Here is a 16,504-nt window from a genome sequence, read left to right as displayed (position 1 = left end):
TAACGCATTAACGTTAAACTCTTTAATTGAAATATAGTGGGAACGTATAAAAAATGAAAGTCACTGAATTATTTAGTCTAACCACAGGCTTCGTTTTGTTGTAAACATTATTGAAGGGACTGTTATCAAATAAAACGATGATTTATCAACCACTTAGCGCTTTATAGATATTAAATACTAGGTCTATAAAGCCATAAGATAACTTGCTGAAAATAGGACAAAAACAAAGCCTTATTTTAGCATTTTTTTGCTTCTAAGTCACTGTTTACTGGACTATTTATAAAGAATTGCACAGTCATTTACAATAGTAAAAGTAGCAGTCAAATAACAAGAGGCGCAAGATTGAATGATGTGAGGTAAAGGTGATAGAAGTTCGATAATCAATAGGATTTGGCTAGAATAGTACAAGAAATATATAGTCAGATTTCATTAAAAGAGTTACGTACATGATTGGATAAAGACAAACGAGCGACTTTGGAAGCGTACGAAAAATGGAGTCGAAAAATTTTTATCAAACAGCCTCTTTAGCAGATAATTATAGGAGTTGTGTGCCCGTTTATTTTTAGGTTCACTTTATGAATAAGGCGCAAGTGCACCATGTTTCATGTGAAACATCTTTGCTGTTGACCAGTATTTATTTACCAACGGTACAATATCATCGGTCAGACTGGTCATAAATACCTGACAAGGCAGCGTTGCTAACGTTGATAATAATATCTCTATCGCTCTGTCATCAAGCTCGGCGGTGATATCATCTAGTAGCACTACTGGTGTGGTTCTCGTCTCAGTAGTAGATGCAAGTTCAGGCAATATTGAATAAGTAGCTGTCGCATCCGAAACCGTCGCCTGTACAGTTTCACGCTGTTTGTCTATATCAAGCTGTGGTTTATTAATAAGTTCAGAGTTAAGGAGTAGAGGCAGCTGTGATAGGCGTAGCGCAGTAATTAACAGCTTTTTTTCTCCACGCGACAGGACGTTAGCGGCTTGCTCTTTTAATGCCGGTAGTTTTACATGAGTATCAACCGGCGGTGCTATATTAGAATCTATAGCATTTATATTACTGACGCTGCTAGCACTTTCAGAACGCCAATGGACATGGATATCAGCGCGATGACTACCGATACGAGTATAGCCCAACTGCAAATCTTGGGTTAAGCGCTCCTCTAGCTGCACATCAAGAGGAATATTGGCGTCATAGCCAGGGCTGTAGCTTAAGCTTAGCTGCTGGACATAAGAGGGCAATAACTGCATGATACTTTGAGCAAAATAAGGCTGCCAAGCTTCAAAAATACGCTCGCGATAATGATGGATCAAGGCGGCATGACTGGCCAAGCCTTTATCCCATGCTTTTAGCTCAGCATGTTGGACGCGAGTTAAATGTTTGGTTTGCTTGAGTAAACTATTACGCTGCTTTAATAAGCGTTGATAAGCGACCCATTGCGGATGAAAGCCTTGTTTCATGTGAAACACCAACCAATCTAATAACTGGCGACGACTGGCACTACCCTGCTCTAACATATCCATAGTAGATGGGTCGATAAGTAACGTTGGCAGTTGTTCCGTTAGAATGCTTTGATTATAAACGGTGGATTGATCTAGGCGTAGAACGGTAGTGGCATCCGCTTGCTTTTGGATTGCTAAAGTAGTGGCGTCTGTAAGCTGAGCATGTACCGTGACCGCTGGTTGATGGTGCTGGATGTAGCGTTTGGGTTGACTGTGCCGGAAACTTTTACCGCGCGATAACAGAAATATTGCCTCTAACAATGAGGTTTTGCCACTACCATTTGCACCAATAATGACATTACAGGCTGCAGCTTGCATACTAACTTGGCTCAGGTTGCGCAGATGCGAGACTTGCAGACGTTCAATCATAATACTTACAGCAGCCCGTTAGATATCGTCTAGCGCCGCATGAATAAATAAATGCGACCCACCATATGATTAGAATATTAGAAAGGTAAGCACAAACAATAGCTATGTTGTCAAAGTAAATACAGCTGTCTTATTTGATAACAAAGTCCATTTATATAGGTTTGACTAGATACGCATCGGCATGATGACATACTGATGCAAATCATCATTCAGCTGATTTACCAATACTGAGGCATTGGACTGGCTCATATGCATTTGTAAATCGCCTTGAATGACACCAAGCACGTCTTGTAGATAAGCGGCATTAAATGACAGCTCCATCGGCTCACCTTGGTACTTAGCTTGTAACATCTCAACCGCTTCATCTTGCTCAGCATTATTGGCACGTATTTCTACCATACCATCGCTGGCAAAATTAAATACCACGCCGCGAGATTTTTCATTACTTAAGATAGCTACTCGGCGTAGCACATCAGTCATTTTTTCTTGATTGAATAACGCGAGCTTATCGGTACTACTTGGCATCACGCGACGATAATCAGGGAATTTACCATCGATAAGACGCGCAGTAAAAGTCACCATTAAGTCTTGGCTGACCTGCCCTGTGCTATCAACGCCACCAAAGGGTAAGCTCACTTGCAAAAACTCACGTCCAAAGCTCAACGTCACTGCGTTATCTTGCTCACCAAGCATTTTACCTAGCTCAGACGTTAAACGCTCAAGCTCAATAACCGCTTTACGCGGTAAAATGGCCTGCATATTCAGATCCGTACTGACATCAATAACACTGCGTGCTAGGGCAAGTCGATGTCCATCAGTAGCAACCGTAGTCAGCTGCTGCTGCGAGACATCAAATAGCATGCCAGTCAGGTAATAGCGTACATCCTGAATCGCCATCGCAAACTGAGTCTTATGTATTAAGTCAGTCAAACGGTTTCGGCTAATAGTCAAGGGCGTAATATTTTCAGGATTACCCAAGCTTGGATAGTCCTCGCTTGGTAACGTTCCTAAGGTGAAACGACTCTTGCCACTGGTCAGTAAACAGCGTTCATTTTCTTGAGTGGCGAGGTTAACCTGTGCTTGAGCAGGTAATGATTTGCAAATATCTTTCAGCTTCATCGCCGGCAAAGTAGTTGCACCTACTTCAATACAAGCACCAGCAGGTAATTTAAGAGTCGAGGTCAGCTCTACTTCTAAATCAGAGGCTGTTAAAATCAGCGCCGACTCAGATAGCTGTAGCTTAATATTGCCTAAAATCACCATATTATGACGTTTATCCGCCGCCTTGGCGATCAAATTAATGGCCTTTAGTAACGACTCTCGATTAATCGATAATTGCATACTGGATTTCTCTTATTTAATTAATTCTTATTTAAAAGACTTTTATGATAATGGCTTAACTGCTAATGAGCAAAATCTGTAATGATAAATTTTTATAATCATGGCTTCTTATAATTATTTCTAATATTTTATTATTACTGCTACTGTAAGGTATCAGTATAAGAATACATAATATATGGCTGATATCCGTAGTAGCACAATATCAACCGCTAACTAAATAAATGATAAACCATTATAAACCATATTTATTAGCTAAAGCATAAAGGTACCACTTTCCCCTACCCGGCTTGTAGCATCATCGCTAACACCTTGTAATCCTTATCAAACGCCGGATCTGCCGCACGCAGTTGCGCGACTTTATCACAGCCATGCATTACTGTTGTATGATCACGACCACCAAAGGACTGTCCAATATCTGGAAAACTGTCACCAGTCAACTCACGCGACAATGCCATTGCTACTTGTCTAGGCCTTGCGATACTACGCGTACGCTTACGTCCCATTAAATCTTTGACCGTTATATCATAATATTCTGCAACAACTTTACGGATATTATCCATATTGACCGCTTGTACACGCATGGCAACGATGTCCTTTAACGCGTATTGCACCATTTCAAGCGTAATCGGCGCACCCGTTAAATTGGCATTAGCAAACACTTGGTTTAAAGCACCTTCTAAACGCCTAACATTGGACACGACATTTTGAGCGATAAATAGAGCACATTCTTTGGGTAATACCATCCCAAAAGACGTGGCTTTTTTCTGTAAAATTTGTACACGAGTATCAATCTCAGGTGGTTCAACAGCAACGGTCAAACCCCAAGAAAAACGTGAGCGAAAGCGCTCATCGAATTCAGTCATCTGTGAGGGATGACGATCAGACGCTAAAATAAGTTGTTTATCACCACTGGTAAAATCAGCAAATAGGGTTAAAAACTCATTGCTACTTTTAGTTTTGCCTGCCAACACATGAATATCATCTACAATCAATAAATCAACTTTCTTTATTTTCTTTTTGAAGTCTTCTATTTTATTATTTCTTAATGAATATACTAATTGGTTAATAAATTTTTCGGAAGTAAAATAATAAAAACTTCTATTATTTTTTACATAGCGACTTGCTACAGAGTGCATTAAATGCGTTTTTCCCAAACCTGAAGGACCGTATATAAATAATGGATTATGACGATTTTTTGATTGGCGTTTACTTAGCTCAAAGCAAGCCTTGTAGGCCAGATTATTGGACTTACCAGTGACAAAGGTCTCAAAGGTAAAATCTGGATTAAGGTAGCTTAAAGACTTGGCATCAGCAGCATCAACCAAAGCAGCATGCTGCATATTGGCATCGATATTTGTACTAACGCTACCGTTTTTAATAATTTGAGATGCTGGGGTAGGGGAGAGACCTTCTTTTGTAAAGGCGGCCTCTCCAAATAAAGAATCTGACTTCTGAGCATCGTTATCTATTGCGATGTCATCTGTATGAGCACTATGACTGGCATTGTCAACGCGGACAATAACTTCTTCGATGCTACCCTGACTATGCTTCGCTATCAGTTGCTGGATATCATCTAAATGATTTTTTTTAATGTAAGAAACAAAATAATCATTGGGGGCACGCACAATAAGCGTCTGCGCTTCTTGATGTGCAGATAACGGTCTTAACCACATGGTAAAAACGTTGTCTTTAACGCTATAGCGCAAGTCGTCTAAGCATTTGTCCCAAAGCGTGGCAGTATCTATCATGAAAAATGCTAACCTCATAACCTAAAGTGATTAATCTATCGTAACGCTTATACCTAAGCGCTAAACAGAAGGTCTAAATTCTGCTTTTTCTACAAACATCAATAAGATAAAACAGTCTTTTAAACTGGGCGCTAATCTAACACAAATGGCCTGTGGATAACATCCTATTTTTTGTGGATAACCTTGTGGATAGATTTGTGGATAAGTTTAGATATAAAGTTATCCATATTTCGTCCACAGGTTATCCACAGGGTTACCCATAGTCTAATTATTTGATTTAACTATTAAAAAGTGACTTAACCACAGATATTATGCCTCCCAATAACAACAATATCTATATATATATAAATCATTATTATTATTAAATACACTAATTTCTGTGGATAACTTTGTAAAATACAGCAGATACGAAACTTGTTTTTAGCAAGAGTATCTAGGGGAACTGAGTATTCTAAGCTTGAATACTTTACTAAAAAATCATGTTGTTAACCAATCCTATGATCCTTTTAATAATATCCCCTAGTCCTCAACAAAGAATTGAACACTAAATTAGTTTATTGACCAAAATCAGTTACAGTGATATAATCCTGCGTTATTACGAATTTAGTCCATTATTTGATAGGTGAGTTATGAAACGTACATTCCAACCAAGCGTTATCAAACGCAAGCGTACTCACGGTTTCCGTGCTCGTATGGCAACTAAAAAAGGCCGTCAGGTCTTAGCACGCCGCCGTGCTAAAGGCCGTCATCGTCTTACCGTATAATTTGATCAATCGGTAGTATACGATGTCCATGGTTGATAGTGAGTAGATGTTAAATATCTATTGTTATTTTTATAAAGTACGATTTATAAACCACGATATTTATTGACCACAGCTTACAGATAACCATATATTAAAAGCGCCCATATCGGCGCTTTTTTTGTCGGTGGATTTTGTTGTGCGTATCCTGTTTCTTCCATAAGCCCTTATTTTAGGTTGTACTATGTCTAACACTCTCCCTACTGCCTGTTTTACTAAAGCACAGCGTCTGCTCACACCAGCGGCCTTTCGTGACGTATTTGACGCCCCTGAACGTAAGTTACATCAGAGTCATCTCATGGCTTTTGTACGTTCCAACACACATGATCAACCTCGTATAGGTATGGCAATAACTAAGCGCAAAGTCCCTACTGCTGTGGCTCGTAACTTGATTAAACGTCAAATACGTGAAAACTTTCGTGTGCAGTCTCATAAATTAGAAAACAAAGATATTGTTTTTATTATTAAAAAATCTATAAAGGATTTAAATAATAAAGATTTGAAAAATCAGATTAATAATATCTTTAAAAAAATAGAAAAAAAATAACATGATTTCTTTTATAAAAGTAGTGAATAATTTTTTTTATAAGTTAATGATTTATTTTATTTTATTTTATCAAAAAATAGTCAGTCCAATAATACCTGCACGCTGTCGATATTATCCAACATGCTCAAATTATGGCAGACAAGCATTGGAATGGCATGGTGTTTGGGTGGGCAGCTGGTTATTACTAAAACGTATTGGACGTTGTCAACCATGGGGCGGACATGGTATTGATTTTGTACCTCTGCCTTTAGCATCTTATACCTACCAGTATTTGCCAACTCCTGAACTAGCTATTATCAAAGATAAGGGTAAAAGTGTTTATCGCGATAATGAGAGTTACGTTAGCCGCTTGAACCATTTGATGAAGTCACCATAAACATATCTATTTATCACTACTGTAAGTTACCCACAGGTTATCCACACTGTTGGTATCATTTGATGTGATTCTTTAGTAAAATGATGCACATTTTATGTAAATGATTGCTGATGCTGTAGCTGGTTATACTGAGAGCTGCGGTCTTGTAGTCATGACACACGCCCAAATTTTTCACTCTAGGATAGGTTTATGCAAAAGATATTTCGGGTGATGATCATCATTGCGATGCTAATCACCGCTTATCTGCTGATTTTGGCATGGCGAGATGATTATGCTGATGCGCCCGCTGTAGATCCAATAGCAAAGACGGCAACCTCAGCAGGTATCGATATTCCATCTACTACTGGTGCAGCAGGCGATGTTCCGGTACAGACGCTACCTACTGATGCTGGTTTGGCTGTAACCGCTCCGACTGCGTCGGCTAAAAATGCTGGCCTAATCACGGTAACGACCAATCGCTATGATATCAAAATCAATCCAGAAGGCGGCGATATCGTTTATGCTGCTCTTAAGCAGTACGACGCAACGCTCAATAGTGATGAGCCCTTCGTATTGCTAGAGAATGATAGCAATCGTGTTTATGTGGCTCAGTCTGGTTTAATTGGTAAAGACGGTATTGATACTGCGGAAGGTCGCGCCAAATACAGTCATGCTACCAGTAGCTATGTCATGAAAGAAGGTCAGCAAACGTTATCAGTACCGCTCACTTATAAAAAAGATGGCGTTACGATTACTAAGACCTTTACTTTTACCAATGATAAATATCCTATTGATGTCAGCTATCAAATTCAGAACGCGTCTACGCAGCCATGGCAAGGACAGTTATTTGCGCAATTAAAGCGTGATGATAGTAAAGATCCTGGTATGTCTGACAAAGGCGCGCTGAGCATGGCGACCTATTTAGGCGGCGCTTGGGGTACACCTGATGATCCTTATAATAAGCTGAAATTTTCTGACTTTAGCGATGGTGAGTTAAACGTCACCAGTGATAAAGGTTGGGTCGGTATCGTGCAGCATTACTTTGTATCGGCATGGACACCCGACAACTTTACGGGTAAATTCTTTAGCCGTGAGACTGGTGACGACTATTTTATTGGCTTTAATAGTCAGCCTATTAATGTTGCAATGAATAAGCAAGCGACGTTAAGCGCGACGCTATACGCAGGGCCAAAAGTACAATCTGAGCTTAAAGATGTCGCGGTTGGTCTGAATAAGACGGTCGATTATGGTTTATTATGGCCAATCTCAAAAATATTATTTGCGATACTGGATGGTATTCATAACATCATCGGCAACTGGGGCTGGTCAATCATCTTTTTAACGGTCTTCGTTAAGATTGCTTTGATGTGGTTCTCTAATAAGAGTTACTACTCAATGGCGAAGATGCGTGCTATCGCACCACGTCTAGCAGCGCTCAAAGAAGAGCACGGCAGCGATCGGATGAAAATGTCGCAAGAGATGATGGGCATCTATAAAGAAGAAAAAGTCAATCCAATGGCCGGTTGTTTGCCAATATTGATGCAGATGCCTATCTTTTTAGCCTTGTACTGGGTACTGGTTGAAAGTGTCGAATTGCGCCATGCCCCATGGATCTTATGGATTCAGGATTTATCAGCGATGGATCCTTGGTTCATTCTACCGCTATTGATGGGTGCATCGATGTTTGTACAGCAGCAGCTAAATCCGCAGCCAACTGATCCGATGCAAGCAAAAGTGATGAAGTTTTTACCGATTATCTTTACCGCTTTCATGCTGTTCTTCCCTGCAGGTCTAGTATTATACTGGACGGTGAATAACTTATTCAGCATGTCGCATCAGTATATTGTCAATAAAAAAGTGCAAGAAGAGCAGAAAACTCGCACGGTAAAAGTATTGGACTAACCATTCATCGAACGTCCAGTCAATATTTGCAACCCAATAAAAAACCATCGCTATAGCGATGGTTTTTTATTGGTAGTTTATATTTAACCGAGCTAATAATAATACTCAAATATAGTGATTTAAAGTTTGTTTTGTTAGTCTGGGCATAGCCGTCTATAATGGGGTTTTTAGCTATTGAGAGTAAGTGTGGATTCTGTCGTAAAGTCGGTGATGCCAAATGATTCGTCTGAGCTAAATGAGTTATCAGGATTAACCACGATTGCTGCGATCGCAACACCACTTGGGCGTGGCGGCGTAGGTATCATTCGGCTGTCAGGAGCAAAGGCTCACGCTATTGCCTGCCAGCTAACAGAGAAATCTGCGTTTACGCCGCGTCTAGCCAGCTTTTGCCGTTTCTATCAAGCGGATGGTACGGTTATTGATGAAGGGTTGGTACTGTATTTTAAAACACCGCATTCGTTCACTGGAGAAGATGTGATCGAGCTGCAAGGTCATGGTGGCCTGATATTACAGAACCAGCTATTAGCACGGGTGTTTGAGCTGGGAGCACGGCAAGCAAGCGCCGGTGAGTTCTCTTATCGCGCTTTTGATAATGATAAATTAGACTTAGTACAAGCTGAAGCAATTGCCGATGCTATTGATGCCACTAGTGCCGCTGCTGCTAGCAGTGCCATACGCTCTCTCAGTGGTGAGTTTTCGCAAAAGATTAACCACTTATTAGAACAGCTGATTCACTTACGTTTACACGTCGAGGCAGCGATTGATTTTCCGGATGAAGAAGACGTTGATTTCTTATCCGATGGGGTTATTCAAAGTAAGCTTGAGCAAACCCAAGCGCAGATACAGCAAGTATTGGCAACGGCCAAACAAGGTCAGCTACTGCGCGATGGCATCCATGTGGTATTGGCAGGCAGACCCAATGCTGGCAAATCTAGCCTCCTTAATCGTCTGGCAGGGCAAGAGCGCGCTATTGTCACCGAAGTGGCAGGTACGACGCGTGATACATTGCATGAAACCGTTGTTCTTAATGGTTTGACGTTACATTTGACCGATACCGCAGGTCTGCGTGATACTGAGGATATGGTAGAGCGGATCGGTATTGAGCGAGCCCGTACCGCTATTAAACAGGCCGATATATTGCTAATGGTCTATGACGTCACTCGTGATATCGAGGATAACGGCACGCCGCTACAACTGGCAGAACAGTTATTTGGTGAGCTTCCTGATACCAAGCGCTTATTGATCATTGCTAATAAAAGCGACTTACTCAATGATACGACGAGCTTAAGCACGATGTCAGGCGATAGTAAGATGACTGCCATGCAACAAGCAGGCTATGAACAAGTTAATGTTTCATGTGAAACAGGTACAGGTATTGAGACTTTAGTAGAAGTCTTATGTGCTAAAGTAGGCTTTCATCCCCCTGAAAACAGCCTAATTGCGCGTACCCGTCATTTAGATGCATTGAGACGTACTGCTAATTATTTAGCAGAGGCACACGATCAATTGACCGTCTTTCAAGCAGGAGAGCTGGTTGCCGAAAGCTTACGCCAAGCACAGCTTAGTTTGAGTGAGATTACCGGCGCGTTCAGTGCTGATGATTTATTGGGTAAGATTTTTGGCAGTTTTTGCATTGGTAAGTGATACAAGACCTCAAGTCGTTAGTCGATTGATTACATGGTTATAGCTATCAGAATTACCACCATTAGGATCAAGAAAAGGAAGAGAGTATGCACTGTCCTTATTGTAATGCCTCAGAGACCAAGGTGATTGACTCGCGTTTGGCTGCTGAAGGCGCGCAAGTGCGTCGGCGCAGAGTCTGTAGTGGTTGCCAAGAACGCTTTACTACCTTTGAGATGGTAGAAGTAGTAATGCCACGCATTATAAAATCCAGTAGTAAGATTGAGCCGTATGATAATGAAAAACTACGGCGCTCTATTCAGTTGCCGCTACAAAAGCGTCCGATTACTATCGATGAACAAGAAGCGATGATTAGCCGAGTGGAGAAGCGGGTTAGACAAATGGGTGAGCGCGAAATCAGTAGCAAAGTCTTAGGTGAGATTATCATGAGCGAGCTTAAAACTCTTGATGATGTTGCTTATGTGCGCTTTGCTAGCGTCTATCGTGACTTTCAAGATATCGATGCCTTTCATCAAGAAATCGCTAATATTCGTCCAGCAGATAAAAATGATTGACAACCATCATTGATAGCTATTTTTATGCATAATTTTTTGTCACATCTACTCAATCTGATAATTCAGTCTAACAATAGCAACGGTCCATTATTTATTAAGTGTGCTTTTTATGCCAATCCCAAATCACGTTCAAGACGCTCAAGACTGCTATTTTATGATGCTCGCTATTGAGCAAGCCAAGCGTGGACAGTATACTGCCCGACCCAATCCGGCCGTTGGTTGTATCTTAGTACAAGCAGGAGAGGTGGTTGGGCAAGGGTTTCATCCACAAGCAGGACAGCCGCATGCTGAAGTCTTCGCGCTTAGAGATGCGGGCGTGCGAGCGGCAGGAGCCACAGCTTATGTCACTTTGGAGCCTTGTAGTCATACCGGACGCACACCGCCTTGTGCTCGAGCGCTCATCGATGCAGGTATTAAGCGCATAGTGATTGCGGGTCTTGACCCTAATCCACAAGTAGCTGGCCGTGGAGTGTCCCTATTAGAGCAGGCTAGTATTGACGTTACGGTTGGGATATTAAACACCCAAGCCGAAGCACTTAATCAAGGTTTCTTAAAGGCCATGCGCACCCAAATGCCCTATGTACGCCTAAAGATAGCCACTAGCCTTGATGGTCGTACCGCTATGGCCTCAGGTGAATCAAAATGGATTACCTCGGCAGCAGCACGCGCGGATGTACAAACACTACGTGCGCAAAGTGGCACCATTATTACCGGCAGTGCAACCGTTATTGCAGACAATCCACAGTTAAATGTTCGCTCTACACAGTTAGGTATACCTCCTGAGCAAATTCCTACCCCTGTGGTTGTGGTGCTTGATAGACGCGCCCGCTTAGCACATGATCTGCAGTCAGATTATCACCTCTGTCGCCGTACCGATACGATCTATTGGCGAGAGGATAACTTGCTTATGCTGCTAAAAACTTTAGTGCGCGAATATCAATGTTACGACGTATTGGTAGAAGCGGGTGCTAGTGTTGCCGGTAGTTTCTTAAGCCAGCAGCTGGTTGATGAGTTGATTGTTTATCAAGCGCCTTGCCTATTGGGATCACAAGCGCGAGCGATGGTAGATTTCAATCCGCTATCGTTAGCGCAACAGCTACGTTTTGATTATCATAGTCACGAACAAATCGGACCCGATATTAAGTTGACTTTACTACCTCTTTAAAATGTCCAATAAAAATTCCTTAAGCACCAGTCATCTGTGTATAAGTGTCCAGTTATCCACAGAAGTGTTTTATTACGCGCTAAGTGGGGATAAGTAACCTACTTTAAATTAGGTTTCACATGAAACTGTGTATAACTATATTTAATTAGGTTTCACATGAAACCTAAAAATGAATTACAAATATACTTTATCTAGAATAAATCCTTATTAATCAGTAGTTTATATAAATGAATAGATGATATTCTATATAAGAACCAATGAGTGTTCATGTTGTGGATAACTTTATGATATGCAAGGTTTTTAGAGTGGTTTGATATAAATAACGCTTAGTTATCCACAACTTATCCTCTTTATAATCCTCATTAATGGCTAAGCATATTGACGTTCAGATTAAGCAATCTAAGTTACCTAGATAAAGTAATTATTTAACAGCGATGTTTAGCAACGATTCCTAGCAATAGTCACTTATTTGCTAATAACAGAGTGATAGGATAACCAATATTAATCATTGATAGATTTTGTTATCCATACATCAATGTGGTGCTATGCTAATCAGCAGTTATCATTAAATAATGAAGAGAGAATATTATGTTTACTGGAATTATTGAGAGCGTGGGCACAGTTAAGGCCATGCAGCCTATCGGTGGTGATATTCGCTTAGTCATAGAATCAAACGATTTAGATTTTAGTGATGTGTCATTAGGTGACTCAATTGCTTCTAATGGCATTTGTTTAACCGTGGTGGATTTTGGTAGCAATTATTACGCTGTTGATGTTTCACGTGAAACTATCGCCCGTACAGCTTTGGAAGCTTTAAAAGCAGGCTATGTGGTCAATTTAGAAAAAGCCATGCTACCAACCACGCGCTTTGGGGGTCATATCGTCGCTGGACACGTTGATGGGGTTGGTATCGTACGCAAATTACAACAAGATGCACGCTCCATCTATATTGAAATTGAGATTCCGCAAGAGCTTGCGCACTATGCAGCGACTAAAGGCTCGATCACCCTTGATGGCATCAGCTTGACCACCAATTTGGTACGTGACAATATCGTCTGTCTAAATATCATTCCACATACTGCGCAAGTCACCAATATTGCCAAGCATTGGCTGGTAGGTGATAAGGTCAATGTTGAAGTGGATCTTGTAGCACGTTACTTAGAGCGCCTTTTAAATAAGACTCAGACAGGCACGATGAACGCGGACAATATGGTAAGCCCGCAAAGTAAACTTACTGAAGAATTCTTAGCAGATAATGGTTTTATGAAGTAGCGAATGATTCGCTAGTCTTCAACGCTTAGCCTATTCTCTAACGCTTAAAAACGAGAATAATTAAGTATTTATGAATTGTTGCAAAATCGCTAGTAGCTTGTCTTTACTGATAGGCTTGGCTAGAAACTCATTCATTCCTACAGCGAAACAAGCGTCACGGTCCTCTTCAGTATTGTTTGCAGTGAGTGCGACGATAGGAACATCGTCCCCCTGCGCCCGAATAGCTTGGGTGGCTTGCAGACCATCCATGACGGGCATTCGACAGTCCATCAAAATTAGAGCAATCTCCGATCGCTGTAATTTTAGCCGATCCAAAGCTTGTTGGCCATCATCTGCCACCATGCTACGATAGCCAAGCCTGCTTAACAGCTTGCAGGTAATTTTTTGGTTGGTAATATTATCATCGACTACTAAGATTAGCGGCGTTACTAATACTTTGTCGGGACTGCTTTCTTTAGTTGTCTCTTCTTCTTTAGCTAAGCTTGTTTCTTTAGTTGGCTCTGCCTTGTCACCACTATCTTTGGTGACATTTTCTTGTTGTTTGGCTTTTAATATTGGCTGAGTTAAACGTATTAGCTCAGATAACAATAGCGAGATGTCTAAAGGCTTATTTAAAAATCCATCAAAATGGTCTAATAGTGTAGAAGGCATACTGCGTTCGGGCTTCATACTTAATAAGATTTTTGGCAAAGAGGCGTTATTTAATAAGTCATCGATAACATTATTGTTTTCAATCCCATTGGCTGTTTCCTCACTTTTTATTGCAGGCTTACCAGTCAGTGCTAATTTATCAGTTAATGCTACATGGTTAGCCTCATAGTACTCATAATCTAACAACAGTACCGGTGTCAGCTTTTGTGCATCTTGTTTTAATTGAGCATGTAATTGCTGAGAGGCCGAACTATCTAAGCAGGTATAAACACTGAGAGGTAACGATAAATGTGAGCATATACGTTGTATACAGGTGGCACACAGCTCTTGATTAACAATAACGATGAGCCGAATATGAGCTAAACTGCTATGAAAGTGGTAGACCGGCTGATAAGTGGGCGCAATGCATGGTAAATAAAGAGCAAAGGTACTGCCTGAGTGGCCATCGCTATCGAGTTGAATAAAGCCGCCTAATAACTGCGCAAAACTGTTAGATATGGCAAGGCCAAGTCCTGTACCCCCATAGTTTTGACTGATTTGCTCATTGGCTTGGTTAAAATATGAAAATAGCTTGTGCTGCTCAGCTTTTGCAACGCCGATGCCGGTATCTTTGACACTAAAGCGAATCCAATGATGCTGAGTAGCTGTTTTAATATTATTCATTCTACCTTTATCGATATTTATATGCTGAGCTCGGGCAGTACTGGTTAAATTCCGTTTGTCTGTACGTTTACTACGCTGCATCTGCTCGTGGGTGACCGGCTCAATAAGCAGCGCCACGGAGCCTGACGGGGTGAATTTAATACCATTGTCTAATAAGTTGAGCAAGATTTGGCGCACACGGCTACTGTCTGTAGTGATATAGCGTGGGCAGTCAGGAGCAAAAAAATACAGTAGACTGATTTCTTGCCGGCGCGCGCTACCGACCATCAAATCACTGATATGCTGTCCAAGTTTAAATATATCGGTAGGCTCAGTCACGATATCAGCTTTACCTGCTTTTATTTTTGCCATATCCAGCATGTCGTTTAGCATCGCTAACATCGATTGGCTAGACTGTATGAGCGTGGTCAATACTTCTTGCTGTCTTGCTGATAATTTATACGCCTCTATCAAATCTAGTGTACCAATAATGGCATTTAATGGTGTTCGTAATTCATGACCAATGATAGATCGAAGCTTAATAAACTCTTTTATTTGCAGCTGTAGTTGGTGGTTCTCTAGTTGTAAACTCTCAGTTTGGCTGACCAGATTATCAACATTATTAAGTAATACTGTAAACCCATGCATCTGGCCATGACCTCCAAACCATGGCGTTATATGTAGCTGATAAGCCTGTTTGTCATCTATTCCGTAGACCAGTAAAGTGCGTGTGACTCGCTGCGTTGACAATTTTTGTAACAGCTTTTGAGTCTCCTCATCACTACCAATCACAAAGTCTATTAAGCTATAGTGAGTATCACGCACAAAAGGAGGGTTAAAGATTTGTGCAAAGCGCTGATTAAAAAAACTGATTTGACCTTGGCGCTTGATCATCAGCATCGGTAGCGGCGCTTGATCAACCAAACGTTCTAGGCGATTACTCAGCGTTTTGATACGTCGATGATTATCGTGCAACTGATAACTGACTCGGCCAAGCGCATGACCTAAGTATAAAAACTCAAAGGTTGACTCCTCTTTAATAAAGGGTGGCGGGGTATAGGCCTTTTTAGACGTTGTTATTAGCGCTTCTATATAATGCATCAACCGTACCCAATCGCCACGGCGTTTGAACATGTAAAGTAATGCGAGAATGAATAGCATAATAGCCGTCATCAACGGTAACCAATATTGATAGGATACCCAGTTAATCTTAATGGGCTGATGGCGCAATACGATGTATATCTGATGATTGCTTTCAAGCTTAATCTTACCCATTAACGTTTGACTGTTTAATTGGTATGAGCTACTACTAATAGGCTGGGAAGTGGATCTAGGAAAGGTAAAGGTAGTAAATTTATATTCACGAGGTCGCGTATGACTATGAATGTATGTCTGCCCAGAAGGCAGCATTAAAATCAGCTGATAACTGATGTCTTGAAAAAAAGGCTTAGTCAATATTTTTTTAATGTCATCATCTGTTGGGATGACATGCTCATTAATTTCATGCTGTAGTGAATCAAAAACCATTTGGCTATGATGCTGACTATTGGTTTGGAGGGTCAAGAACATCATGGCATAATATAAAGCCAGCATAATCAGTAAGGTCAAGGTATAAAAGATAAGCAGGCGTTTTAAAGACTGAAACTGTTGCATGGAAGCTTGATCCTATACCGGTATGACTATGTGGCGATGTAATATAGCGGTAAGAAGTGATAGTTTTATAATGGACATATACTTTGGCATTTAATACAGACAGCTGTTAAGTAGAGAAACTCTTCAGTAATCATTACTTGGGCTTTGGTATCGATGTTTATATTTTAGTCTTATAATAGCAAATTTGTGACTCTTACATTACTGTAATCTCATTAGCTAATTACGGTGCCATAGATTTTAGATCAAATAAACGGTATTTCTTTAAGCGAAAACTTTGCATGTTATAGGAATAGCCTTAATTAATATATGAGTTTACCAAATATTTAACCTCATTAATAAAGCCTCTTTGCGACCTATACTA

12 protein-coding genes are annotated in these 16,504 nt (G+C 40.7%); 8 read left to right on the top strand and 4 right to left on the bottom strand.

The window, feature by feature from the left end; genetic code table 11:
• Positions 1 to 573 precede the first annotated feature (573 nt).
• The 3 genes from recF to dnaA all read right to left on the bottom strand — a co-directional run bounded on the left by recF (position 574) and on the right by dnaA (position 4,961).
• Entirely contained in the window at positions 574 to 1,872 is a 1,299-nt protein-coding gene (recF, locus tag AAEY88_RS09270; protein ID WP_350561696.1) for a DNA replication/repair protein RecF, read from the bottom strand.
• Positions 1,873 to 2,037: 165 nt separating this feature from the next.
• Positions 2,038 to 3,213, bottom strand: a complete 1,176-nt coding sequence (dnaN, locus tag AAEY88_RS09265) for a DNA polymerase III subunit beta (RefSeq protein ID WP_350561694.1) — start codon at positions 3,211 to 3,213, stop codon at positions 2,038 to 2,040.
• Between the two features lie 278 nt (positions 3,214 to 3,491).
• Positions 3,492 to 4,961 (bottom strand): chromosomal replication initiator protein DnaA, encoded by a 1,470-nt coding sequence (dnaA, locus tag AAEY88_RS09260; RefSeq protein WP_350561692.1) that lies wholly within the window; start codon positions 4,959 to 4,961, stop codon positions 3,492 to 3,494.
• Between the two features lie 629 nt (positions 4,962 to 5,590).
• On the opposite strand from dnaA, the gene rpmH reads away from it, so the two are divergent.
• From rpmH to AAEY88_RS09220, 8 genes are all read left to right on the top strand, one after another.
• Entirely contained in the window at positions 5,591 to 5,725 is a 135-nt protein-coding gene (rpmH, locus tag AAEY88_RS09255; RefSeq protein WP_007394757.1) for a 50S ribosomal protein L34, read from the top strand.
• Positions 5,726 to 5,945: 220 nt separating this feature from the next.
• Positions 5,946 to 6,308 (top strand): ribonuclease P protein component, encoded by a 363-nt coding sequence (gene rnpA, locus AAEY88_RS09250; protein WP_350561690.1) that lies wholly within the window; start codon positions 5,946 to 5,948, stop codon positions 6,306 to 6,308.
• A 1-nt stretch (position 6,309) separates the two neighbouring features.
• The gene (yidD, locus tag AAEY88_RS09245) at positions 6,310 to 6,684 is read left to right on the top strand and encodes a membrane protein insertion efficiency factor YidD (protein ID WP_350561688.1); all 375 of its coding nucleotides are present in this window, start codon (positions 6,310 to 6,312) and stop codon (positions 6,682 to 6,684) included.
• A gap of 189 nt (positions 6,685 to 6,873) precedes the next feature.
• A complete protein-coding gene (gene yidC, locus AAEY88_RS09240) occupies positions 6,874 to 8,565 on the top strand; it encodes a membrane protein insertase YidC (protein ID WP_350561685.1) in 1,692 nt (563 codons plus the stop codon).
• Between the two features lie 210 nt (positions 8,566 to 8,775).
• Positions 8,776 to 10,209, top strand: a complete 1,434-nt coding sequence (gene mnmE / locus AAEY88_RS09235) for a tRNA uridine-5-carboxymethylaminomethyl(34) synthesis GTPase MnmE (RefSeq protein ID WP_350562057.1) — start codon at positions 8,776 to 8,778, stop codon at positions 10,207 to 10,209.
• Positions 10,210 to 10,295: 86 nt separating this feature from the next.
• The gene (gene nrdR / locus AAEY88_RS09230; protein ID WP_350561683.1) at positions 10,296 to 10,760 is read left to right on the top strand and encodes a transcriptional regulator NrdR; all 465 of its coding nucleotides are present in this window, start codon (positions 10,296 to 10,298) and stop codon (positions 10,758 to 10,760) included.
• Between the two features lie 109 nt (positions 10,761 to 10,869).
• Positions 10,870 to 11,925: a bifunctional diaminohydroxyphosphoribosylaminopyrimidine deaminase/5-amino-6-(5-phosphoribosylamino)uracil reductase RibD gene (gene ribD, locus AAEY88_RS09225; RefSeq protein WP_350561681.1), complete on the top strand. Its 1,056-nt coding sequence runs from the start codon at positions 10,870 to 10,872 to the stop codon at positions 11,923 to 11,925.
• 588 nt (positions 11,926 to 12,513) lie between these two features.
• The gene (locus AAEY88_RS09220; protein ID WP_350561679.1) at positions 12,514 to 13,197 is read left to right on the top strand and encodes a riboflavin synthase; all 684 of its coding nucleotides are present in this window, start codon (positions 12,514 to 12,516) and stop codon (positions 13,195 to 13,197) included.
• 60 nt (positions 13,198 to 13,257) lie between these two features.
• On the opposite strand, the gene AAEY88_RS09215 is transcribed toward AAEY88_RS09220, so the two are convergent.
• A complete protein-coding gene (locus AAEY88_RS09215; protein ID WP_350561677.1) occupies positions 13,258 to 16,143 on the bottom strand; it encodes a response regulator in 2,886 nt (961 codons plus the stop codon).
• Positions 16,144 to 16,504 lie beyond the last annotated feature (361 nt).

Source organism: Psychrobacter sp. CAL346-MNA-CIBAN-0220 (assembly GCF_040309805.1).
Lineage (GTDB): Bacteria > Pseudomonadota > Gammaproteobacteria > Pseudomonadales > Moraxellaceae > Psychrobacter.
Note: the sequence above shows the minus strand (reverse complement) of the source record. Positions and strands in the feature narration are given on the sequence as shown.